This is a genomic window from Kitasatospora albolonga (genome assembly GCF_039535905.1).
Lineage (GTDB): Bacteria > Actinomycetota > Actinomycetes > Streptomycetales > Streptomycetaceae > Kitasatospora > Kitasatospora albolonga.
The window spans coordinates 15103-36715 of sequence record NZ_BAAAYB010000061.1 but is presented as its reverse complement, the minus strand read 5'-3'; the positions used below and the strand labels follow the sequence as shown (position 1 = coordinate 36715).

The window sequence follows — 21613 nt, the reverse complement described above, 5'->3', positions numbered from 1 at the left end:
CGAAAACGGTGCCCAGTAATCCACCGCCCGCCCCGGCTGTCAAGATCCGGGGCGGGCGGAGCGGACGGAAGGTCAGTTGGCCAGACTGAAGTCACCGCCGACCGGGGCCGCCAGCTTGTCCACGCCGGTGAGGGCGGTGAGCGTGGTGACGGGGGTGGAGCTGTCGGTGGTGGTGCCGTTGCCGAGCTGGCCGGAGCCGTTGTTGCCCCAGGAGCGGACGGTGTTGTCGCCGAGCAGCACGATGGTGTGCTCGCGGCCGCCGGCCACCAGCTGGATGCCGGTCAGTGCGGGCACCGGTACGGGGGTGATCCGGTAGTCGGTGGTGCCGTCGCCGATCTGGCCGGAGGTGTTCTGGCCCCAGGCCTTGAGCTTGTTGTCGGAGTCGGTCACCGCCATGCTGTGCTTGCAGCCCGCCGCGACCTGGGAGACGCCGCCGAGCCAGATGCCCTGGGTGTCGACCGGGCTGTAGCGGTTGATGGTGGAGTTGTCGCCGAGCTGGCCGGTGGCGTTGTAGCCCCAGGCCTTGATCGCGTTGCCGCTGGTGGGCTTGGTGGTGCTGCTCGGCGGGCCGACCAGGGCGAGGTTGTGGTCGCAGCCGGCCGCGATCTTGGTGACCCCGGTCAGCCCGGTGACCTGGTTGGGGACGGCGCGACTGGCCGAAGTGCCGTCCCCGAGTTGGCCGTTGATGTTGTAGCCCCAGGCCCAGACGGTGCCGTCCTCGCGCAGCGCGATGCTGTGGTTGAGCCCGGCGGCGATGGCCACCACCTTGTTGAGGCCCTCGACCCGGACCGGGACCGAGCTGTCGTTGTTGGTTCCGTTGCCGAGCTGCCCGTAGTTGTTGTGGCCCCAGGAGACCACCGTCCGGTCGGCCAGCAGGGCCAGGCTGTGGGTGCCGCCGGCCGCGATGTCGGTGGCGTTGGAGAGGTTCACCACCTGCCCCGGCGCGTTGTGGCTGAAGACCGAACCGTCGCCCAGCTGGCCGGAGTTGTTGGAACCCCAGGACTGCACGGTGCGGTCGGTGAGCAGCGCCAGGCCGTGCCCGTTGTGGGCGCCCGCGCCACCGGCCGCGATCTTCACCACCTCGGCGCTGGTCAGCCCGAGCACGGTGGTGGCGGTGGTGCGGAAGTCCGTCCAGGTGCCGTCGCCGAGCTGGCCCGAGCGGTTGTTGCCCCAGGACTTCAGCCGCTTCTCCTGGGCGTGCGCGGTGCCGGCGGGCAGGGCGAGCGGGGCGGCTATGGCGACGGCGGCGAGGGTGGCGGCCAGCATGCGGCGGGCCGTGCGCGGGTGGGTCATCTTCTGCCTTTCGTAGGGGACTTGGGGAGGGTCAGCGCGCCAGGCTGAAGCTGCCGCTGGACGGCGCCGCGACCATGGACACGCTTCCGGACTTGGCCAGCACCTGCACCGGGGTGAGGCGCTGGGTGGTGGTGCCGTCGCCGAGCTGGCCCTTGTCGTTCAGGCCCCAGGCCTTGACGGTGCCGTCGGCCAGCACCGCCAGGTTGTGGGCCGAGCCGGCCGCGATGGCCAGCACACCGGTCAGGTCGGAGACGGGGACGGAGGTGTTGCGCTGGGTCTGGGTGCTGTCGCCCACCTGGCCGTTGGTGTTCAGGCCCCAGGCCCGGACGGTGCGGTCCTCCAGCAGGGCCAGGCTGTGCGAGCCGCCGGCGGCCAGCGCGGAGACGCCCTTGAGCTCCAACACCGGTACGGGGTACGGCTTGTTGGCCACGGTGTCGTCGCCGAGCTGGCCCTTGTCGTTGAGGCCCCAGGCGACGGCGGTGCCGTCGGCGAGCAGCGCCATGGCGTGCGAGGACCCGGTGGCGATGCTCTTGACGGTGGTCAGCTCCGGAATGACGGCGGCCGTGGTCCGGGTGGCCGGGGCCGGGGCGGGCACGGCGGCGCCGGTCGCGGGCTTGGCGGTGATGCCGAGCTGGCCCTTGTCGTTGTTCCCCCAGCTCTTCACCGTTCCGTCCTTGAGCAGGGCCAGGCTGAAGCTGTCACCGGCGGCGACGGCCTGCACGTCGTTGAGGCCGGCGACGGTGACCGGGAGCTTGGCGTCGGTGGTGGTGCCGTCGCCCAACTGCCCCTTGTCGTTGAGACCCCAGGCCCGTACGGTGCCGTCCTTGAGCAGGGCGAGCGCGTGCGAGCCGCCCGCCGCCACGGCCTCCACCTCGGTCAGCCCCGGCACCAGGCCGGGCACCGACCACTCGTCGGTGGTGCCGTTGGCCCCGTTGCCGAGCTGGCCCTTGTCGTTGCGGCCCCAGGCCTCCACGGTGCCGTTGCCCATCAGGGCGAGGGCGAAGCCGGCGGCGGCCGCCCCGGTGCCGCTGCCACCGGCGGCGATCCCGTTCACCTCCGCGCCGGACAGGCCGACCACCGAGATCGGGCTGAGCCGCTGGGTCTTGGCGGTGCCGTCGCCGAGCTGGCCGTTGGTGTTCTGGCCCCAGGCCCGCAGCCGCAGGTCGTAGGCGGAGGCGGCCGAGGTCGGCAGGGCGGTGGCGCCCAGCAGGGTGAGGCCGGCGATCACGGCGGGGACGGCGGTGGCGGGCATACGGCGGAGCGTGCGGTGCGGGCGCATTTCTTCCTCTACGTCGGGGGTCACTGGAGCGGGGCGGAGCGGCGGACGGGGGCACCGTGGAGCGCGGCGTGGCCGGGCAGGGGTGCGAGTCTGTCCTGGGCGGTGGTGGAGCTGGTGGTCCTGGGCGCGGCGGGCTCGGTGAGCTGAGCGGCCGTCAGGGACGGGACGGCGGCCAGGGCGAGCAGGACGGCACCCGCCCGCAGGCAGCGGACAGGGCGGAGCAAGGGGGTCATGGGGGATTCCTCGACGATCCGGGCCGCTCGGCGCGGTGGGCGCGCGGCCACTGGGGGACAGGGGATCGGGATCGTTCGAACACCTACCCGGCTCGGCGGGCCGTCCTCACGGGCCGCGACGGCCTTCCACGCCAATGGCCCAGCGAGATAGTTCGTCTTCGCTCTATCGGCCCGTTCTGATTGCGGTGAGTAACCACGGCTTGAAGGATGACGGGAGATCGTGGGCGTCCGTCGGCTGACCGGCGCTCAAAAGTCCGGCAAGACTGCCAAGTTCAGCGGAGCGAACCGTGCTGCGGAATCAACGCGCCAGACTCCTCGTCATCACCCTCAGTAGCGCACTCGCCCTGGCGGGCCCGGCCTCGGCGGAGGACACCGAGCCGGCCACGGTGGTGAACGGGACCTTCTCCTCGCCCAGCGTGCCCGCCGGCCAGGACTGGGCCAGCGGCATCGACGGCTGGAAGGGCGGTGGCGTCGCCTCGACCGCCAGGGCGGAGCATCCGCGTGGCCTCCAGGCCGCCTCCCTGACCTGGGGCGGCAAGGCGGTGCCGGCCGGCACCCGGCTGCGCGGCATCCGGTCGGGGGCGACGGTCACGGTCAGCTGGGACGAGAGCCCCGCGACCTGTGCGAGCGGGGGGACCCGGCTCGGGTACACCGTGGCGGTGGCCGGTGACGCGAACGGCCGCGGGAGCTTCACGACCACTCCGGTCAGCAACCGGTCGAACTGGTACACGGGGCGGACGTACTCCTTCTCCGCGGCCGAGGACGCCCCCGAGATCACCTTCACGGCGACCACCGACGTCGGGTGCGGGCCGCTCATCACCAACGTGGTGGCCAAGCAGACCTCGCCGCCGCTCACCGCACCGTCCAAGCCCGAGGAGAACGACCCCTGCGCGGGCGGGAACGCGAGCAGTCCGGCGTGCAAGGACGTGGCCGGGAGCAAGGAGAAGATCGAGAACTGCCCGCCCACCAGCAAGGAGTGTCTGGGCGGCGTGGCCGGGGACGGCAAGGCCGAGAAGGACGGGATCGCCCAACAGACCCAGGCCGTCGCCGACTTCGGCAAGGTTTCCCGGGACGAGCCGCCGAACGCCGCCGCGAACGAGCTCTGCGCCCTGCCGAACGCGCTGACCGCCTCGGCCGGGCCCGGGGACGCGGTCGTCCCGCCGAGCGAGTGGTGGTTCTGCTGATGCGCCGTCATCTCCTCGTCCGGCTGGGCTGCCCGGCTGCCGCGCTGGCCCTGGCCGTCACCGCGCCGCCGCCGGCCCACGCCGCCACCCCCGTCCCGGTCGCCGTGCCCAACGGAACCTTCGCCCGCCCGGCCGCGCCCGACAACGGCACCCAGGCCGGCCATGCCGACTGGTACCCCGAGACCAACGCGGTGGTCTTCGGCAAGGCCCTCGCCCAGCACCCGCAGGGCTACCAGGCGACCTCGCTCAACTGGAACGGGCTGCCGCGCTCGATGCGCACCCGCCTCTGGGGCGTCAGGAACGGCTCCCAGGTCACCCTGCGCTGGGACGACAGCCCGAGCACCCATCCCGGCTGCAAGCTCGACCAGGTGAAGGACGGTCAGACCTACAACGTCTCGCTGGTCGTCCCGACGGGCATCCCGCCGGACCCGCAGGTCACCACCGGCGGCACCGACACGGTCGGGAAGGCGAACTGGACCACCGGCCGGGTCTTCGGGTTCACCGCGACCGAGGACAACCCGATGGTCTCCTTCGACTCCGAGGAGACCGGCTCGCTCTCCTGCGGGCCGCTGATCACCAACGTGACGGCCGAGCAGGTGCCGGCGCCGGTGGACCAGAAGGTCGCCAAGGAGCGGCTGCCGGGCCCCGCGGCGTACAACGGGGTCTCGACGCTGGAGCCCGGCGTGGCGGTGGACGACTGCGAAGGCTCCACCACCGCCTGCCGGTTCACCGTCGACCGGCGCTACTCCTACCAGTACTACGGGAGGACCCGGATCGTCGGTGAGGTGTACGTGAACTGCACCCGCAACACGGTGGTGGACGACCACCCGATGACCAACACCGAGCCCCCGTACGACAACCTCACCCAGTACTACGCACTCAAGGGCGCCCCGCTCACCCCGGACCGCGCCGACATCTCCGTCAGCCGCCCCAACCTGGCCGCCCAGGTGGCGGCCGGCTTCGCGGCGGGCGGCGGGAATCCGGCGGCGGTCTCCACCAGCAACCCGCTCACCTGGAGCCGTACCACCACCAAGTCGCTCAACCCCACCATCCAGCCCGGCGAGGTGAGCTGGATCGAGGTTCAGCCGGCCCGGGAGCGGGTGGTGGGCTCCTTCACCAACTCCCGCAACGGCTACCGTCTGGACGCCGCCTTCGACGTCCCGGCCACGTCCCTGCCCGACCGCTACTTCCAGCGCACCGGCCCGCTCAACGAGGTGGAGCTCCAGCGCTGCGGCACCGCCCGCCCGAGCGGCGGCACCCCGGACAACGCCCCGGGTGCCGACCAGCGGCTGCTCACCCTGGAGGCCCCGCCGGCCGGCCTGCGGGCCGGGTCCGTGCCGCTCAACCCGTAGTCGGCGCACACGACGTGGCCGCCTGCCGGAGCTCCGGCAGGCGGCCACGTCGTGCCGGGCTCAGTCCTGGGATGCCCAGGCCCCGTCGGCCGTCAGCCGGTACCGGGCGTCCGGCCGGGTGCCGTCGGTGCGCGGTGCGAGGTCGAGGACCTGGTCGGGCAGGGCACGACCCGGCGGACGGAGCGTCAGGCAGCGGTCCGGGCTGGTGAAGGTCTGCGCCACCAGGGTGCTGACGTTGACGCTGGAGGGGCTGTCCACGGTGACGTTCTTGATGAGCTTCCCGGTGCCGTCCACACTGAGCTCGCCCACCGTGCGGGTCATCGCGTTGAGCACGCCGAACTGGAGCTCGTCCCCGGGCCGCACGGTGAACTTCACCTGCGTGGTCTCGGTGTTGGTGCGCCGCCACTCCTTGGAGTAGGTCGCCTTGAAGGCCATCGAGAAGGTGGCCTTGGCACTCAGCTTGACCTGTCCGGAGGCGCCGGCCGACCCGCCCGCCGCCAGCGTCGCGCCGCTGGTGATCTCGGAGTTCGGCCCCTTGTCCTTGGGAGCGGTGTGGTCGGTGTGGGTGATCTCGTTCTTGTTGCTCACGCCCACGCTGCCGGCCACCGTCGTGGTGTTGTCGACGGTGCCCTCCAGCGTGGCGGTGCCGGAGATCTCGCCCGAGACGTTGTCGGTGGTGGTGGACTCCAGGATCACCGTGCGGTGCACGTCGATCGGCTTGTTGGTGCAGTTGATCGCCGCGTTGCCGAGCGACATCACCGCGGTGGTGAACTCACGGGAACCGGCGGGGAGGATCCGGAAGGAGCAGCCGTACTCCCCGCCGCAGCCGCGGGCCACCGCGGCGGCGTCGGGCAGCGGCGTGGCGCCCTCGAAGGCCTCGGCGACCGCCATCTCCTCGATGCCGGCGCCCTCCGCGGCGGCGGGCCAGGGGGCGGCGGTCAGCACCGCCAGGGCGGTCAGCACTCCGGCCGCCCGCATCCGACGTGTCCTCATCGCTGCCTCCACTCACCCTGCGCGGTCCGCACGTACACGGCGCCGGGACGGCGGCCGCCCTGCTCCGGGGCCAGTTCGACCAGCCCGGCCGACCGGCCCTTCGGACGGAGCGTCAGGCACTTGTCCGGGCTGCTGAAGCTCTGCGCCACGATGGCGCTGACGTTTGCGGTGGAGGGGCTGTCCACCGTGATGTTCTTGACGAGCTTCCCGGTGCCGTCGACCGTCAGTGCGCCGGCCGTGCGCACCATGGCGTTCAGCACGCCGAACTGGATCTCGTCGCCCGGTCCGACGGTGAACACCACCCGCGTCGACTCGGTGTTGACGGACTGCCAGCGGTGGGAGTACGTCGCCTTGAAGGCCGTCGAGAAGCTCGCCTTGGCACCGACGTGCAGGCTGTTCGAGCCGGAGACGGTGACCGGGACGTCCACCGAGGTCTTGGCCTGGTCCTGGGTGGTCGGGCCCTTGTCCTTGCTCGATCCCCACTGGGTGGTGCCGCCGACGACGCCCGGCGCCACACTGGCGGCGGCCGAGGCGGCCACCGTGCCGTCGATCGCGCCCTCGACCGCCGCACTGCCGGAGATCTCGCCGCCGATGTTGTCGGTGCTGCTGGTGACGAAGGTGACGGTGCGGTCGATCTGCATGTCCCCGTCCGAGCAGTTGATGGCCGCGTTGCCCAGGGACATCACGGCGCTCAGGTACTCGCGCGAGATCGCCCGGTCGACCCGGAAGGTGCACGGCGCACCTTGGGCGCAGAGGTCGGTCACCTCCTTGGTGGTGGCCAGGCGTTGCTCGCCGTCGTACGCCTCGGCCACCAGGGGCGGTGGCGCCCCGGCTGCCTCGTCGGCGCTGCTCGGCAGGGCGAAGGGGACCAGGACGGCGAGCGCGGCCACGGGGGCCAGCACGGCGGTCCGGGCACCGTGCCGCCTCCTCCCGGTCGGCGGGCATGCGGCATCAACCACGGGAACTCTCCTGAGTCGTGGGTCGGGTCGGTGCCTTCATCCTCCGGTCGGCCCCGGCGGCGGGCGACCGGTCGCCGGGACGCCTGCGCCATTCGATGGCGCGTCAACCTCCGTGTGGAGCAGCCGCCTTGAGGACACCGGCCACGACCGGAGTAGTCCGCCGGGCGGTGCGCGGCCGCGGCGCGTTGAATGGGACTCAGCGCGGTGCGAGGCCGTCCAGCAGGGTGGTGAGCACGCCCCGCAGCCGGAGGGTCAGCAGGCCCTCCTCGGCCGGGGCCGGGTCCTGCACCCAGCGGAGCAGGGTGCCCAGGTAGAGGTCGTGGAGCAGGTCGCCGACCTGGTGGGCGGGCAGCACGGTGGCCAACTCGCCCCGGTCGGTGCCGGTTTCGACGATCCGGGTGAAGATCTCGGCCAGGTAGGGCCGCTCGGTGAGCGGCCGGCCCGCCCGGACCCAGGCGGTGAGCATGGCCACCGTTGTCGCGCGCTCGCCCTCGTTGATCCGCCCGAGCACCGTCATGCAGTGCGTCAACCGGCCCACCGCGCCCAGCTGTTCCTCATCGGGCAGCTCCTCCAGCGAGGCGGCGAGCTCGGCCTGCCGGTGGCGGCCCCACTCGCTGATCAGGTCCTCCTTGCGCTGGAAGTGGTTGAAGAAGGTGGCCCTCGCCACGTCCGCGTCCTCGGCGATGTCGTCGATCGAGGTGCCGTCGTACCCCTGCTCGGCGAAGAGTCTCAGCGCGGAGTTGTAGAGGCCCTCCTTGACCCGCAGCTTGTTGCGCTCCCGGCGCCCGAGTGACGTTCCCGCTGCCCTGGTCATGCCCCATGCCCCCCGCTGCCGATCCCCCAGGCCAGCTTTATACCATGGTCGAAAGTTGACCGTGGGTAACGTTTTGACAGTCCGTCAGGTGGGTAGCCGGGGCCGTCCGACCGCCCCGGCGAGATCCTCGGTCGCTGTCCGCGACGGCCGGGCGGGCCGAAATTCGTCAATTCGACGGCGATGCGCCGCGCGGAAATGCTCCGTGGGGAATCCGCCTACCTGACAAAGGGCCCCGGCAATTCATCGGTACGTCGTCAATTCGTTTCGCCGGGCGGCCGGGAGGCCTGACATAGGCCAGGCCGGAAAGTGCCGACAAACCGGGACGAACTCATCGACCCCCGAGGTCAGTTCGTCAGATCGCCGCTCACACCACGGACGCCGGTGATCTGCGTCACAGTCAAAACTGTACTTGCGTCCACCTTTGGATGCCCATTTACTTCAGTCATCGAACCGCAGACAGGGAAGGCACTCAGATGCAGGACTCCGCCCTGAACATCGCGATCATAGGAATGGGACCTCGGGGCCTTTCGGTCCTGGAGAGAATGGTCTCCCGGCTCTCCGCCGAGCCGCTTTCCCGGCCGGTCCGGATCTACACCGTCGATCCGGGCGAAATGGGTGCGGGCCGGGTCTGGCGCACCGACCAGTCCGAGTGGCTGCTGATGAACACCGCCGCCGGTGAGGTCAGTCTCTACTCCGGCGAGCCCGACGACGGCCCGTGGCGCGCCGGCGCCGGCCCCTCGCTGCACGAGTGGCTCGCCGCCGATCCCGCGACGTACCCCGAGCTCGGATCGCCCAACACCTACGCCCCGCGCCGGGTCTACGGCCGCTACCTGCACGACGTGTACCGGCGGATCACCGCCCGGCTCCCCGAGGGCGTCGCCGTGGTACCCGTCACCGCCCGGGCCCGCTGGGCCAAGCGCGGCGAGACCCGCGACTACCGCCTGACCACCAGCGACGGCCAGCAACTCGACGTCGACAAGGTGGTGCTGACCACCGGTCACCCGCACAACTTCGCCGGCGGCGCCGACCGCGACCTGCTGGACTTCGCCTCCCGCCACCGCGGCACCAGCTACCTGCGCGGCGACTCCGCCGCCGACATGGACCTGGAGGACATCCGCCCAGGCCGCCCCGTCGCGGTGATCGGCCTCGGCCTCACCTTCTACGACGTCACCACCGTGCTCACCTCCGGCCGCGGCGGCCGCTTCGTCGAGCGGGTCGACGGGCGCCTCAAGTACGAGCCCTCCGGCCACGAGCCGCACATCTACGCCGGATCCCGCAGCGGCCTGCCGCTGCTCGCCCGCGGCCGCAACCAGAAGGGCTCCGACTACCGCTACACCCCGGCGATCTTCACCCTGCAGGCGCTGGCCGAGGTCCGCCGCCGCGCGCTGGACGAGAGCGGCTCGGTCAAGCTCCGCTTCCGCGAGCACGTCCTGCCGCTGATCCTGCGCGAGGTGGACCACACCTACTACCGCACCACCGTGCTGCACCGCGACGGCGAGCAGGCCGCTGCCGAGTTCTCCGACGCCTACAAGCTCGCGGTCGGCTGCGACCAGGAGCAGGTCGCCAAGCTGCTGGCCGACACCGGCCTGGCCGGGCTGCCGCAGATCGACCTGGAGCGGATGGCCCGCCCCTTCGCCGGGGAGGCCTTCGCCTCGCCCGCCGCCTTCCACGCCCGGCTCACCGAGGTGCTCTGCTCCGACGCCGCCGAGGCCGAACGCGGCAACATCGACGGCCCGTTGAAGGCCGCCCTGGACACCCTGCGGGACATCCGCGGCTCCGTCCGGGAGGCGGTGGAGTTCGCCAGCCTGCACCCCGACTCCCAGCGCGACGAGTTCCTCACCTGGTTCAACCCGATCAACACCATGGTCTCGGCCGGCCCGCCGTCACTGCGCATCCGCCAGGCCGTCGCCCTGATCGAGGCCGGCGTGCTCACCGTGGTCGGCCCCGACCTGGAGATCGGCCGCTGCGAGGACACCGGGCAGTTCTCGCTCGAATCCCGTTCCGTGCAGGGCTCGTTCGTCAACGCCACCACCCTGATCGACGCCCGCATCCCGCGCTCCGACATCCGGGTCGACGCCTCCCCGCTGATGCGCCAGCTGCTCGGCGACGGCTGCGCCTCCGCCCACACCAACGTCAGCGAGCAGGACGGCGCCAGCTTCACCACCGGCGCGCTCGCCGTCACCGAACGCCCCTACCGGGTGATCGACCGCGCCGGGACCCCGACCAAGGGCCTGTACGCGCTCGGCATCCCCACCGAGGAGCTCCGCTGGTTCACCCAGATCGGCAACGGCCGCCCCGGCCCGATGGTCGGCTTCCACGCCGACGCCGACGCCATCGCCCAGGACGTCCTCGCCAGCGCCTGACCGTCTCGCCGCCTACCAGGAGTTGACGCACCGTGACCGAACACCCCGACGCGTACCAGGAGTTCAGGGCAGCCCGGGACCTCCTGCTGGAGCTGCGCGAGGACCACGACGCCGCCGTCGCCAAGTTCAGCTGGCCCCGGCTGGAGAAGTTCAACTGGGCGCTCGACTGGTTCGACCGGATCGCCGAGGGCAACGAGCGCACCGCGATCCGGATCACCGACGGCACCGAGGCCGTCCAACTCAGCTACGCCGAGCTCTCCGCCCGCTCCAACCAGGTCGCCAACTGGCTGCGCGCCCAGGGCGTCCGGCGCGGTGAGCGGGTGCTGCTGATGCTCGACAACCAGCTCGCCGTCTGGGAGTCCATGCTCGCCGCCATCAAGCTCGGCGTCGTGGTCCTCCCCACCTACACCACCATCTCCGGCGACGACCTCGCCGACCGGATGGAGCGCGGCGAGGTGGCCCACGTCCTGACCGCCAGTCACCTCACCGGGCTGTTCGACCCGTTCACCGAGGTCACCCGGATCGCCGTCGGCGAGCCCGTCCCCGGCTGGCGGCCCTACGCCGAGGCGTACCGCGAGAGCACCTCCTACTGCCCGCAGCGCGAGACCCGCGCCGACGAGCTGCTCTTCCTCTACTTCACCTCCGGCACCACCTCCCGCCCCAAGATGGTCGCCCACACCCACGTCAGCTACCCCGTGGGCCACCTGACCGGCATGTACTGGAACGGCCTGCGCCCCGGCGACGTGCACTGCAACGTCTCCGCCCCCGGCTGGGCCAAGCACGCCTGGTCCTCCTTCTTCGGCCCGCTCAACGCCGAGGCCACCGTGCTCTCCGTCAACCTGCCGCCCGGCGCCTCGCCCCGGCTGCTGCTGGAGATCGCCGACCGCGAGCAGGCCACCAGCCTGTGCGCCCCGCCGACCGCCTGGCGCACCCTGCTGCAGACCGACCTCGGCCACAAGCCGGCCGCCCTGCGCGAGGCCTCCTCGGTCGGCGAGCCGCTCAACCCCGAGGTGATCGAGCAGGTCCGCACCGCCTGGGGCCTCACCGTCCGGGACGGCTTCGGCCAGACCGAGACCACCGCCCAGATCGGCAACACGGCCGGCCTGGCCGTCCGCCCCGGCTCCATGGGCAAGCCGCTGCCCGGCTACCCGATCCTGCTGGTCGACCCCAAGACCGGCCGGGCCGGCGACGAGGGCGAGATCTGCGTCGACCTGACGGACCGTCCGGTCGGCGTGATGACGGAGTACCTCGGCGACCCCGAGAAGACCGCCAAGACCCTCGCCGACGGGCTCTACCACACCGGCGACATCGCCCGGCGCGACGCCGACGGCTACCTGGTCTACATCGGCCGCAACGACGACGTCTTCAAGTCTTACGACCACCGCATCTCCCCGTTCGAGCTGGAGAGCGTGCTGCTGCGCCACGAGGCGGTGGCCGAGGCCGCCGTCGTCCCGGTGCCGCACCCGGTCGGCTACCGCGTCCCCAAGGCCTACGTCGCCCTCGCCGACGGGTACGCCGCGGACGCCGACACCGCCCGGGCCATCCTCGCCTTCTCGGCCGGGCAGCTGGCCCCGCACCAGCAGATCAGCGCGCTGGAGTTCGCCCACCTGCCGAAGACCACCTCCGGCAAGATCCGCCGCGCCGAACTGCGGGCCGGCGCCGCCGGGGTGGAGCACCGGGCCGAGGACCTGCTCGAGGAGCAGACCGTCCACGCCGCCCCGGGCCTCTGACCCCTCCTCACCTCCCATCCCCTTCCTAGGAGTTCCACCATGCCCGAGTACATCGCCCAGCAGCGCAAGGTCGAGGTCTTCCCGGACCTGCTCGGCGCCGGTTCCAGCGGCGACAACCTCAACTGGCAGGCCTACGTCCAGCCCGGCCGCCAGGCGGTGGACGTGCACTGGCTCTACACCGGCGAGGAGACCGGCCCCGACGGCGCCGAGGCCTACATCGCGCACTTCGGCCCCGGCGCCCACGGCGACCTGCACCGCCACCTCGGCTTCGAGCTGCTCTTCATCCTGGAGGGCGAGCTGGAGAACGACAACGGTGACCGCTACCTCCCCGGCACCCTGGTGGTCGAGGTGCCGAACAGCATCCACCGGGTCTCCAGCACCAAGGGCTGCAAGATGATGGTCATCCGGGAGAAGCGCACCCTCCCGATCCAGCCCGGCGAGATGCCCGACACCGGCCTCGCCCTGGACGGCGCTCCGCTTCCGTCGGACGCGCAGGGCTGACACGCCTGGTACCGGGCACACCTGGTACCCGGCACACCTGACATACCCGCTTGCCGTGCACCGGAGATCCCTTCCCGCTCCGGTGCACGGCTGCCACCGTTGCTGTACGCCCTTTCTGCGGTCCGCCCCGAACCACGACCAGGAGACCTCCCCATGGTCCAGTTAACGACCCCGCCCACACCGTCCACCCCGCCCACCCCGGCGGAGCCCACCGTCGGCCGGTCCGGCAAGGTCCACGGCACCCGCTACAAGTGGGGCATCCTCTGGATCGGCATCTTCGCCCAGGCCGCCTTCAGCGCCACCTTCCAGGGCATCCCGACCTCCGGCTCCATCCTGCAGACCGCCTACTCCCTGAGCACCGGTCAACTCGGCTTCGTGCTCGCCGCGGTGACCGCCGGCATCTTCGTCACCGACGTCTTCTGGGGCATCCTCTCCGACCGGATCGGCGAGCGGGTGGTGCTGATCACCGGCCTCTCGGGCACCACCGTGGCGCTCGCCCTGGTCACCGCCTTCCTGGTGCCCTCCGGCGGGGCCGTGCCCTCCTACGTCGCGCTGGCGGTGGTGCTCTTCTTCGCGGGCGCCCTCGGCGGCTGCGTCAACGGCGCCTCCGGCCGCGCGGTGATGGGCTGGTTCCCGCCCGCCAAGCGCGGATTCGCCATCTCCCTGCGGGTCGCGGCCGTCCCGGCCGGCGGAGCGATCGGCGCCGCGGTCCTCCCGCCGCTGGCCCTCGGCGCGGGCTTCCGCTGGGTGTTCGCCTTCCTCACCCTTTTCTGCCTGCTGGCCACCCTCGCGGTGGTGATCTGGCTGGACGAGCCCCCGCTGGCCCGCACCAAGCGCGACGGCTCCACTGCCGCCACCGAGGTCCCCGACCCGCTCAAGCGCTGGGACATCTGGCGGGTCGCCATCACCGCCTTCCTGCTCGACCTGCCCCAGTTCCTCGTCCTGACCTTCGGCTCGGTCTTCCTGCACACCGTCAAGGGCATGTCGATCGGCTCGATCGCCGTCCTGCTGGTGGTCGTCCAGATCCTCGGCGCCATCTCCCGGGTCTGGGGCGGCCGTTGGACCGACCGCCACGGCGGCCGCTACCGCCGCACCCTGGTCACCCTCTACTCCTGGGTCATCGCGGTCGCCTACACCGGCATCGCCGTCTTCGAGTCCTCCCCGACCTGGATCGTCGCCGGCCTCCTCATCCTGGCCGGCTTCCTCTCCTGCGGCTGGCACGGCGTCCACTACGCCGAGATCGCCACGATGGCCGGCGCCGAACGCTCCGGCACCGCCCTCGGCCTCGAGAACACCATGGTCTTCGCCGGCGCCTTCGCCACCCCCCTCCTCATCCCCCTCCTCCTCGACGTCTCCGACTGGTGGGCCGTCATGATCCTCATCGGCGCCGCCCCCGCCGTCCTCTCCGCCCTCCTCATGCCCCGCGAACTCCCGCGCGACCCGAAGCCGGCTGCGGCCTGACGCCCCACTCACGACCCCGGCCCGCGGACCCGGCAAGGGATCGCGGGCCGATGTCGTCCGAAAGGCTGCTGTCCAGTGGTCAATTCACCTTCCGGGAACACATGTTGACGAGTGCCACGTTCGACGAGTCCCGCGCCGGGACACTGCGTCGACCCTAGACTTGCGATCCGGGTCGAACTTCAGGAGGGCAGGGCGTGGACACGGAGATCACCCTTCTTGCGAGTACTGCGGGTACGACGATCGCCACGTTGTTGGCGACCTCGGCCTGGAACGGCGTACGGGACGGCGTTCTGGCGCTGTGGCGGCGGGCCCGGCCCGACCACGAGGCGGAGGTGGCGGCTCAACTCGAGGCCTCACGTCGTGAGCTCCTGCGAGCGGAGTCCGAGGGCGATGAGGAGACCGGCCAGGAGATCGCGGCCGAATGGCAGGGCCGCCTACGACGGTTCCTGGTGGCCCACCCGGATCAGGCGCGCGAGCTGCGCGAACTGTTGAACGAGCTCGGCCCGGACGTCCGGCCCTCCACGGTGGTCGACCAGCGAGCGAGTGCTTCGGGCAGCGCACGCGTCTACCAGGCGGGCCGCGACCTGACCATCGAACAGCGATGACCGCTCACAACGACGGCCGGGCCGCGGACCAGGGACGCGTCTACCAGGCGTCAGGTGACCAGCACATCACCGAGCACCATCACCACATGACGTCCTGGACGGGCCCCGACTCGGTCAGGGTGCCACCGATCGGTCGGGCACCCGCCATCCTCCGCGATCGGAACGAAATCATCGGACGCCTGAGAGCAGCGGTGTCCGAGGGGGTCGGGAACACCGTTCTCGTCCTGCACGGCTTGGGAGGCAGCGGGAAGACGGCCGTCGCCTGTGTGCTCTTCGAGCTGGCCATCCGGGACGAGGGACGCGTGGGCCTCTGGGTGAACGCGTCCGACCCGGCGTCCTTGCGGGCCGGCATGCTGGCCGTCGCAGCCGACCGCGGCGCGCGCGACGGCGAGCTGACGGCTGCGCGGAACGGTCTGCGGGCGGCCGCGGATCTGGTGTGGCAGCGCCTCGACGGCTCGGAGCGACCCTGGTTGCTGGTGCTGGACAGTGCTGACGACCCGTCGGTGCTCCGCGAGGGCGGGTGGCTGCGGACCAGTCCGCGAGGGACTGTCCTGGTGACCACGCGTCAGGCCGCAGGGCACTGGTGGCCCGCGGCCGAACTGCTTCACGTGGGTGTCCTGCCCCGGGAGGAAGCGGCGCAAGTGCTCTGCGACCTAGCCCCGGGGACGGGTTCCTCCGAGGAGGCCGCGGCCATCGCCGACCGTCTGGGGCGCCTTCCGCTCGCCCTGACACTGGCCGGCGGCTTCCTGGCCCACCAGGTGATCACGCCGTGGACGATGGAGGAGTACGGGCGGTACCTGCGGGAGCGTCCCGACCCCATCGAGCTGCTCGACCAGGGTGCCGTCGCCTCGGTCGACCACTCGCGCCACCTGGCGAGCCGGACGTGGCAGCTCTCCCTGGACCAGTTGGTGGCACAGAACCTCCCCGAGGCGGTCGTCCTGTTGCGGCTCTTGGCCTGCCTCGCGCACGACCCGCTCCCCGTGACGCTGCTGGCCGGGGTCGGGAGTGCGCAACTCCTCCCCGCCGCACGGGTGGAGGCGGCGTTGAGAGGGCTCCTCGACCATTCGCTCACCGAACTCGTCCCCGGCGGCGTCCTCGGTCTGCGGACGCATGGAGTGCTCCTCGACAGCGTCGCCCGTACCGTGCCGGCGGAGGAGCGGGAACGGCTCGTCGGAGCGGCAGCCGTGCTGCTGCGGCAGGCACTGCCGGCCGACCCCGAACGCGGGCTGCGGGACGACCGGCTCGCGCTCCACGCGCCGCACGCCTTGGCACTGCTCCGGCGCCTGACCAGCTGGCCGGAGACCTCGGCCGGGGCCGCGGAGTCCGCTGCCGACTGCGCGCTGCTCCTGGTGACCGGCCTGCACAGGTCCGGCGACTACGCCTCCGCGCTGGACGTGGCCGAGCGCGCGGCGGACCTCGCCCGCGACCTGTTGGGCCACGACCACCTCGTGGTGCTGAAGCTGCGTCAGCGGGTCGGCAAGGCCCTCGACCGGCTGGGCCGTCTCGAGGAGGCGGCAGATCTGCACCGCGCTCTCCTCCGGGACCTGGAACGCGTCTGCGGCCAGGACGCCCCGGAGACCCTGACCACGTGTCTGCATCTGTCACGGCCGCTCACCTGGCTCGGGCAACTCCCCGAAGCGGTCGGCCTGATGCACCGTGCGGAGTCCGGCCGGGCCGCCCGGCTGGGTCCCTGGCATCCCTTGACACTGGAAGCGCGGGCCTGCCTCCTCGAGTTGCCGGCCGGCCCGGAGTTGGAGCGCGAGGCCGTCGCTGGGCCGGTCGTGGTCGCCGACTGCCACCGAGAGCTCGGTGCGGACCACCCGGTGACGCTGTCCGCGGACCTGAACTGCGCTGGCGCGCTGTTCAGAACAGGGCGTCACGTCGAAGCCCTGCCGATGGCTCGTCGCGCGCTGGCGGCGCACGAGCGCAGGTTCGGGGGCCGACTACCCCATCACGATGGCTGCGCGGAGCCTCCTCAGCAACGTGCTCCACGAGGTGGGTGAGTACCGCGAGGCGATCCAGCAGGCCGAGGTCGTCGAGGAGTGGCGCGAGCGGGCGCTCGGTCCGGACCATCCCTGGACGAAGGTGATCCGCGAGAAACTCGCCCGGTACCGCGACTCACTCGATGTGGCGGACCGGGTCGGCCCGGTCTGACCAGCCCGGCCCGTCGCCCTTCACCTGCTCGGGCTCAGTCGGTCGTGGACTCGGTGATCCACAGCGGGCCGTCGCCGCACATCACCTCCACCCCGTCCGTGGGTACCAGTGAGGTCCGGAGGACTCGGACCTCCTGGCCACCCACCGAGGCGGTCGGGCCTGACCTTCCGGAGCTGCCGAAGCGGACGGCTCGCACCTGATTGTGAATGACCTCCCTCCGAGAGGCCCAGTCGATGCGGAGGAACTCGGGCTCCATCCAGCCCGCATGGCTGGCGAGCCGGTCGTCCTGGGGCGTTCCCGGGGCACCGGATCCGGCCAGGGACAGGGCCGTGGGAAGGAGCCGTTCCACGTGTCTGTCGACCTGCTCCCACAGCAGTCCGGGCACCACGTCGTCGTCCAACGCGATCCCTGCCTCCTGGGCCAGGATTCCACCGGAGTCGAAGTGCTCGTCCATCCAGTGAATGCTGACGCCGATCTCCTTCTCCCCGTTCCTGATGGCCCAGTTCACTGGGATCGGGCCGCGATGCCTCGGCAGCATGGAGGTGTGGACGTTCAGCCCGCCGAGGCGCGTCGCCCGAAGCGCGTCCGATGGAATGCGCCAGGGGAATCCGTAGCAGACGATGAGATCCGCCCGGTACCCGTCGATGAGGTGCGGCAGAAGGCTCTTGTTTCCCGGGACCAGCAGGTCCATGCCGTCCGGGAGTGAATCCACGATCCCGCTGACGACATCCCCTGCACCACGGCGGGTCGGTCCTCCGGGGTTGAGGGATCTGGCGTGCAGATAGGCCACGGGTGTGTGCCCTTCCCGCCGACACACCTCGTGCAGCAAGGAGAAGCCCTGCGCGGAGTACGAGACGAGGATGACCCGCATCACGATCCCCCGGTGAACGGCTCCGGCGGGGGAAGCGGAGCCACGCACCGGTCGAAGAACTCTCCGAGGGGTTCACCGGCGCCGTGCATCTCCTGGATCGAGAGGCGCTGCTCGGCGATTTCGCGCGCATCGCCGAAGCGGACCCCACCGGCCAGTCTTCCCAGGTCGTCGTAGACGATCTCGTACATGACCCGTGAGCCGAGGACGACCACTTCGCGGAGCGGGCCTTCAGACTCGTAGTGGCGCAGTTTTCCCCCGGTGAGCACGGTGGTGTCCTCGCCGCACTGGTTCTTCAGGTTGAGCCAGTGGAGTTCCCACTGGAGATAGGCGGAGATCGGCTCTTCGACGCACCGAACCCGGTGAACGGTGAAGCCGTGCCGGGCGATCCTGTCGAAGTACTCCTGAAAGTGACCGCGCTTCTCCTCGATCAACTCGACCGCTCTGTCCCAATCCCCGAGGCGGAACGCCTCCCAGCTTTCGACCCCCGGCTCCTGGAAGTGCTGTTGGCGCTCGAGCTTCCAGAACCCTTCGGTGCCGGATTTCCAGAAGTGACTGCGGAAGTCCTCCCGGTAGGAATCCAGTTCGAGATGCCGGCCGTTCCTACTCATCGGGGAGGTCGGCCTTTGCGGCGGCGGCCGTCCGGCGCGGGATCACGACGATCCGCTCATCCGGTGCGACGACGAGGCCCTCGGGCAGGCGATCCGCATAGGAATCCGTGAGATCGCGACCGACCACGGCGATGTCACCGTTCTCCAGCTCCCAGATGTCGGGGCATCCTTCTTCGCCGCCGGTGGTCCCGAGTTCGGATGGTGCTCTACCCAATCGGCGAGCCAGTGGGGATGATGGATCCGCTTCCCAACCCCGTCCCATGACGTTCCTCCCAATTGTGTTGCGTCTCATGCTAGTCAGGCCGTGCCGGGTGCAGAGCGGAATGGATTTTTTGGCCAGTACCGGACCCTGCCGAGGTGGGGGCGTCGTCGAGGGACGGCCGCACGGCGCGGTCTCGTCGACCAGTTGGCAATCGGTCGAGGGGACAGGAGGTGGCCCGCGAACCCCACCGTCGGGCTCGCAGGCCACCTAGAGACCGGAGCCGGGTCAGATGCGGTCGCCGAAGTCGGCTTGGAGGCGGTGGAGTTGGCGGGGGCCGGGGATGCCGTCGGCTTCGGGGCCGGTGTCGCCGATCTGGAGTTGGTAGGCGCGCATGGAGGCGGTGTCGGCGGGGCCCCAGTCGGGGCCGGGGCCGACGGTGTAGTGGGAGCAGCCGGCGGCGGTGAGGAGGCGGCCCATGGTGGTGATGTGGGGGCCGTGGGAGCCGGGGCCGTAGGGGTGGCCGTCGATGACGACCTGACGGGGGATCAGGGGGGTGGGGAGGTCGGACTCGTCGGCCTGCTGGCCGAACCAGGTGATGCCGGGGCGGCCGCGCCAGGCCGGGTCGGCGCAGACCAGGCCCTCGGGGAAGTCGGGGTAGCCGTAGGAGTCGACGTAGGCGGAGCGGCGCCGGTAGGTGCGCTGGTAGACGCCGTCGCCGTTGGCCGAGCCGTCGTCGTTGGTGTTGCCGGCGATGACGGTGATGGTGTCGGCGGTGTAGGCGGTGACCAGGCCGGTGTGTTCGCCGCCGGGGCCGTAGGGGCCGTCGGGCGCGCCGAAGAGGACCTGGGCGCCGACGGCGGGGTAGACGGAGAGGCGGCTGCGGCGGGCGAACCAGTCGCGGGCGGTGGAGCAGGAGGCGGTGTCGGGGTAGAGCCCGGAGTTGCCGCTCTCGGCGGCGACGGCGGAGACGAAGTCGGCGCACCAGCTCTCGGCCGGACGGCCCATCGCGGTGGAGAAGCGGTTGCGGTTGCCCGCGCCCTCGCGGTAGCCGAGGTGGCTCCGGGCGGTGTGCAGCATGGCCCGTGCACCGGACATGGTCTGTCTCCTGACGAATAGGCGAGCGGGCCCTGCCAAACGAGGTTCGGCAGGGCCCGGTTACGGAGCGTCAGGCCCGGTCAGGGGCGCGGGTGGAGGCGCGACGGAGGCGCGGGCGGGGGTGCGGGGAGCGCTCAGCAGCGGCCGAGGGTCTCGCACTCCTCCCAACGGGTGGCCGGCACCAGGGCCGCCTCGGGCGAGGCGGAGGACGGCGCCTGGAAGGAGCGGGCGGCCGGGGCGTTCTGGCCGCTCTTGGCGGGGGCGTTCGAGCCGGCGGCCGGGGCGGCGGGCGCCGGGCCGGTGGCCAGGCGGACGGCGATGGCGTCCAGGACGAAGCGCGGGCGGGCGCCCGGGAAGTTGTTCATCATCGCGCTGAAGGCCAGGCGGCGGCCGTCGGGGGCGGTGGCGTAGCCGATCAGGTTGTCGACGCCGCTCATCGAGCCGCTCTTGGCGTGCACGTTGTTCTCGGCGGCGGTGCCGCGCATCCGGGCGGCCAGGGTGCCGCCGACCATGCGCTCCGGGTTGCCGGCCACCGGGAGGGCGTCGTACCAGGTCTTGAACCACGGCTTGCGGGTGGCCAGGTCGAGCAGCGAGGCGAGCTTGCCCGGGGTGACCAGGTCGTAGCGGGAGAGGCCGGAGCCGTCCACCTGACGGCCCGTCGGGAGCTCCAGGCCGTTGGCCTTGAGGAAGCCGTTGACCTGGGCGGAGCCGGTGGCCCAGGTGCCCTGGCCGCCCTTGACCTTGCCGATCTCCTTGATCAGGTGCTCGGCGATGCCGTTGTTGCTGATCTTGAGCATCGGGACGATCAGCTTGCCGAGCGGCTCGGAGTCGTGCGAGGCGAGCGGCTGGGTGGTCTCGGTGCCGCTGGCGGCCTTGGCCGGACGGACCACGTCGACGCCGGCCCGCTCCAGGGCGCCGTTGAAGACCTCGCCGGTGTAGGCGGCCGGGCCCTCGACGGTGACCAGGGAGTCGACCGGGGCGGCGCCCGCGGCCAGGCTGCCGGTCAGGGCGATCTCGTTGACGCCGCGCTTGCGCTCGACTCCGCTGGAGTTGCCGGAGCCGGCCGCGCCGGTGGTGATCTGGCCGGTGAACTTCACCGGGGCCTCGGCCGGGAAGGTGGTGACCTTGGCGGGCTGACCGGCCGTGGTCGGGGTGACGGTCACCTTGACGGTGTCCATCGAGTACTCGGAGTCCGGCGCGACGGTCAGCGCGGAGATCTGCGGGCTGTAGGAGTACGGCTCGTCGTCCCAGGCCCAGCCCGGGCCGAGCGGCACCGAGTCGTAGCGGGTGGCGTCGGTGAGCACCCGGCCGGTGACGGTGGTGATGCCGGCCGCGGCCACCTGCTTGGCCAGTGCGTCCAGGTCCGCCGGGCGCAGGCTCGGGTCGCCGCCGCCGCGCAGCACGACGTCGCCGACCAGGACGGAGCCGTAGCGGGTGCCGGAGGTGAGGACCTGGGTGGTGAAGACGTGGTTCTCGCCCAGCAGGTCGAGGGCGGCCGCGGTGGTGACGGTCTTGAGGACCGAGGCCGGGGTGAGCAGCGCGTTCTGCCCGCGCTGGTAGACCACCTGGCCGGTGGTGGTGTCGATGACCTGGACGCCGGCCTGGGCGTTGGCCAGGGCCGGGGTGGACAGGATCGCGTCGATGTCGGCGATCAGCTTGGGGTCGGCCGGGGTGGAGGTGTCGGCCTGGGCGACGCCCGCCAGGAGCGAGGCGGCGACCGCGACGGCGGCGAAGGGCAGGACGTGGCGGCGGCTGGTGCGCAGCGACAAGGGAGCTCCCGAGCTTTCGGACGTGACGGGGGCGCGCGCAAGCGCGTCCGCGCCCGACAGATCGGTGCGGAACAGGCCAAAGCCCCCCGTTGGCGTGCACAGACTAGCAGTTGACGAACGGTCTGATGATCGCCGGTGGGGGGCCTC

At 71.6% G+C, this 21613-nt stretch carries 20 protein-coding genes; 9 read left to right on the top strand and 11 right to left on the bottom strand.

Annotated features, from left to right (window positions below; translation table 11 throughout):
* Positions 1-72: 72 nt before the first annotated feature.
* From ABD946_RS14475 to ABD946_RS14465, 3 genes are read right to left on the bottom strand one after another with little or no spacing between them, the layout of a single operon-like run.
* The gene (locus tag ABD946_RS14475; protein ID WP_345283564.1) at positions 73-1293 is read right to left on the bottom strand and encodes an RCC1 domain-containing protein; all 1221 of its coding nucleotides are present in this window, start codon (positions 1291-1293) and stop codon (positions 73-75) included.
* Positions 1294-1324: 31 nt separating this feature from the next.
* A complete protein-coding gene (locus tag ABD946_RS14470; protein WP_345283563.1) occupies positions 1325-2545 on the bottom strand; it encodes an RCC1 domain-containing protein in 1221 nt (406 codons plus the stop codon).
* A gap of 47 nt (positions 2546-2592) precedes the next feature.
* Positions 2593-2805 carry a hypothetical protein gene (locus ABD946_RS14465; RefSeq protein WP_345283562.1) on the bottom strand — a complete coding sequence of 71 codons (213 nt, stop codon included), beginning with the start codon at positions 2803-2805 and terminating at the stop codon, positions 2593-2595.
* Positions 2806-3092: 287 nt separating this feature from the next.
* Here ABD946_RS14465 and ABD946_RS14460 point away from each other — a divergent pair, with 287 nt between their 5' ends.
* Both ABD946_RS14460 and ABD946_RS14455 read left to right on the top strand, forming a co-directional pair.
* A complete protein-coding gene (locus ABD946_RS14460; protein WP_345283560.1) occupies positions 3093-3989 on the top strand; it encodes a hypothetical protein in 897 nt (298 codons plus the stop codon).
* A complete protein-coding gene (locus ABD946_RS14455; RefSeq protein ID WP_345283558.1) occupies positions 3989-5341 on the top strand; it encodes a hypothetical protein in 1353 nt (450 codons plus the stop codon). The genes ABD946_RS14460 and ABD946_RS14455 overlap by 1 nt, the downstream gene beginning before the upstream one ends.
* Positions 5342-5401: 60 nt before the next feature.
* Here ABD946_RS14455 and ABD946_RS14450 read toward each other — a convergent pair whose 3' ends face one another.
* From ABD946_RS14450 to ABD946_RS14440, 3 genes are all read right to left on the bottom strand, one after another.
* Positions 5402-6334: a hypothetical protein gene (locus tag ABD946_RS14450; protein ID WP_345283556.1), complete on the bottom strand. Its 933-nt coding sequence runs from the start codon at positions 6332-6334 to the stop codon at positions 5402-5404.
* Positions 6331-7293 carry a hypothetical protein gene (locus tag ABD946_RS14445; protein ID WP_345283554.1) on the bottom strand — a complete coding sequence of 321 codons (963 nt, stop codon included), beginning with the start codon at positions 7291-7293 and terminating at the stop codon, positions 6331-6333. The genes ABD946_RS14450 and ABD946_RS14445 overlap by 4 nt, the downstream gene beginning before the upstream one ends.
* 196 nt (positions 7294-7489) lie before the next feature.
* On the bottom strand, positions 7490-8107 hold the full coding sequence (locus ABD946_RS14440; protein WP_345283552.1) for a TetR/AcrR family transcriptional regulator: 618 nt from the start codon (positions 8105-8107) through the stop codon (positions 7490-7492).
* 425 nt (positions 8108-8532) lie between these two features.
* Here ABD946_RS14440 and ABD946_RS14435 point away from each other — a divergent pair, with 425 nt between their 5' ends.
* The 7 genes from ABD946_RS14435 to ABD946_RS14405 all read left to right on the top strand — a co-directional run bounded on the left by ABD946_RS14435 (position 8533) and on the right by ABD946_RS14405 (position 16921).
* On the top strand, positions 8533-10470 hold the full coding sequence (locus ABD946_RS14435; RefSeq protein ID WP_345283550.1) for an FAD/NAD(P)-binding protein: 1938 nt from the start codon (positions 8533-8535) through the stop codon (positions 10468-10470).
* Positions 10471-10502: 32 nt separating this feature from the next.
* A complete protein-coding gene (locus ABD946_RS14430) occupies positions 10503-12200 on the top strand; it encodes an AMP-binding protein (RefSeq protein WP_345283548.1) in 1698 nt (565 codons plus the stop codon).
* A gap of 39 nt (positions 12201-12239) precedes the next feature.
* Complete coding sequence (locus tag ABD946_RS14425) at positions 12240-12701, top strand: cupin domain-containing protein (RefSeq protein ID WP_345283546.1); 462 nt, start codon at positions 12240-12242, stop codon at positions 12699-12701.
* Positions 12702-12854: 153 nt separating this feature from the next.
* Entirely contained in the window at positions 12855-14162 is a 1308-nt protein-coding gene (locus tag ABD946_RS14420) for an MFS transporter (RefSeq protein WP_345283544.1), read from the top strand.
* Positions 14163-14356: 194 nt separating this feature from the next.
* On the top strand, positions 14357-14767 hold the full coding sequence (locus tag ABD946_RS14415) for a hypothetical protein (protein ID WP_345283542.1): 411 nt from the start codon (positions 14357-14359) through the stop codon (positions 14765-14767).
* A gap of 191 nt (positions 14768-14958) precedes the next feature.
* Positions 14959-16770 (top strand): tetratricopeptide repeat protein, encoded by a 1812-nt coding sequence (locus ABD946_RS14410; RefSeq protein WP_345283540.1) that lies wholly within the window; start codon positions 14959-14961, stop codon positions 16768-16770.
* Positions 16751-16921, top strand: coding sequence for a tetratricopeptide repeat protein (locus ABD946_RS14405; protein ID WP_345283538.1), 171 nt, complete (start codon positions 16751-16753; stop codon positions 16919-16921). The genes ABD946_RS14410 and ABD946_RS14405 overlap by 20 nt, the downstream gene beginning before the upstream one ends.
* Positions 16922-16955: 34 nt before the next feature.
* Here the strand turns inward: ABD946_RS14405 and ABD946_RS14400 are convergent, their stop codons facing one another.
* From ABD946_RS14400 to dacB, 5 genes are all read right to left on the bottom strand, one after another.
* Positions 16956-17792, bottom strand: a complete 837-nt coding sequence (locus tag ABD946_RS14400; RefSeq protein WP_345283536.1) for a methionyl-tRNA formyltransferase — start codon at positions 17790-17792, stop codon at positions 16956-16958.
* Entirely contained in the window at positions 17792-18400 is a 609-nt protein-coding gene (locus tag ABD946_RS14395; RefSeq protein WP_345283534.1) for a DUF6879 family protein, read from the bottom strand. The genes ABD946_RS14400 and ABD946_RS14395 overlap by 1 nt, the downstream gene beginning before the upstream one ends.
* Entirely contained in the window at positions 18393-18662 is a 270-nt protein-coding gene (locus tag ABD946_RS14390; RefSeq protein ID WP_345283532.1) for a hypothetical protein, read from the bottom strand. Before ABD946_RS14390 ends, ABD946_RS14395 begins: the two co-directional genes overlap by 8 nt.
* Before the next feature lie 225 nt (positions 18663-18887).
* Positions 18888-19697, bottom strand: coding sequence for a peptidoglycan-binding protein (locus tag ABD946_RS14385; RefSeq protein WP_345283530.1), 810 nt, complete (start codon positions 19695-19697; stop codon positions 18888-18890).
* A 134-nt stretch (positions 19698-19831) separates the two neighbouring features.
* Positions 19832-21466: a D-alanyl-D-alanine carboxypeptidase/D-alanyl-D-alanine endopeptidase gene (gene dacB, locus ABD946_RS14380; protein ID WP_345283528.1), complete on the bottom strand. Its 1635-nt coding sequence runs from the start codon at positions 21464-21466 to the stop codon at positions 19832-19834.
* Positions 21467-21613: the final 147 nt, after the last annotated feature.

Excerpts from the sequence above, each read along its gene's own strand:
- ABD946_RS14475 (WP_345283564.1), bottom strand. The coding sequence starts at position 1,293 with ATGACCCACCCGCGCACGGCCCGCCGCATGCTGGCCGCCACCCTCGCC.
- ABD946_RS14470 (WP_345283563.1), bottom strand. The coding sequence starts at position 2,545 with ATGCCCGCCACCGCCGTCCCCGCCGTGATCGCCGGCCTCACCCTGCTG.
- ABD946_RS14465 (WP_345283562.1), bottom strand. The coding sequence starts at position 2,805 with ATGACCCCCTTGCTCCGCCCTGTCCGCTGCCTGCGGGCGGGTGCCGTC.
- ABD946_RS14455 (WP_345283558.1), top strand. The coding sequence starts at position 3,989 with ATGCGCCGTCATCTCCTCGTCCGGCTGGGCTGCCCGGCTGCCGCGCTG.
- ABD946_RS14450 (WP_345283556.1), bottom strand. The coding sequence starts at position 6,334 with ATGAGGACACGTCGGATGCGGGCGGCCGGAGTGCTGACCGCCCTGGCG.
- ABD946_RS14440 (WP_345283552.1), bottom strand. The coding sequence starts at position 8,107 with ATGACCAGGGCAGCGGGAACGTCACTCGGGCGCCGGGAGCGCAACAAG.
- ABD946_RS14435 (WP_345283550.1), top strand. The coding sequence starts at position 8,533 with ATGCCCATTTACTTCAGTCATCGAACCGCAGACAGGGAAGGCACTCAG.
- ABD946_RS14425 (WP_345283546.1), top strand. The coding sequence starts at position 12,240 with ATGCCCGAGTACATCGCCCAGCAGCGCAAGGTCGAGGTCTTCCCGGAC.
- ABD946_RS14420 (WP_345283544.1), top strand. The coding sequence starts at position 12,855 with ATGGTCCAGTTAACGACCCCGCCCACACCGTCCACCCCGCCCACCCCG.
- ABD946_RS14400 (WP_345283536.1), bottom strand. The coding sequence starts at position 17,792 with ATGCGGGTCATCCTCGTCTCGTACTCCGCGCAGGGCTTCTCCTTGCTG.
- ABD946_RS14395 (WP_345283534.1), bottom strand. The coding sequence starts at position 18,400 with ATGAGTAGGAACGGCCGGCATCTCGAACTGGATTCCTACCGGGAGGAC.
- ABD946_RS14390 (WP_345283532.1), bottom strand. The coding sequence starts at position 18,662 with ATGGGACGGGGTTGGGAAGCGGATCCATCATCCCCACTGGCTCGCCGA.
- ABD946_RS14385 (WP_345283530.1), bottom strand. The coding sequence starts at position 19,697 with ATGTCCGGTGCACGGGCCATGCTGCACACCGCCCGGAGCCACCTCGGC.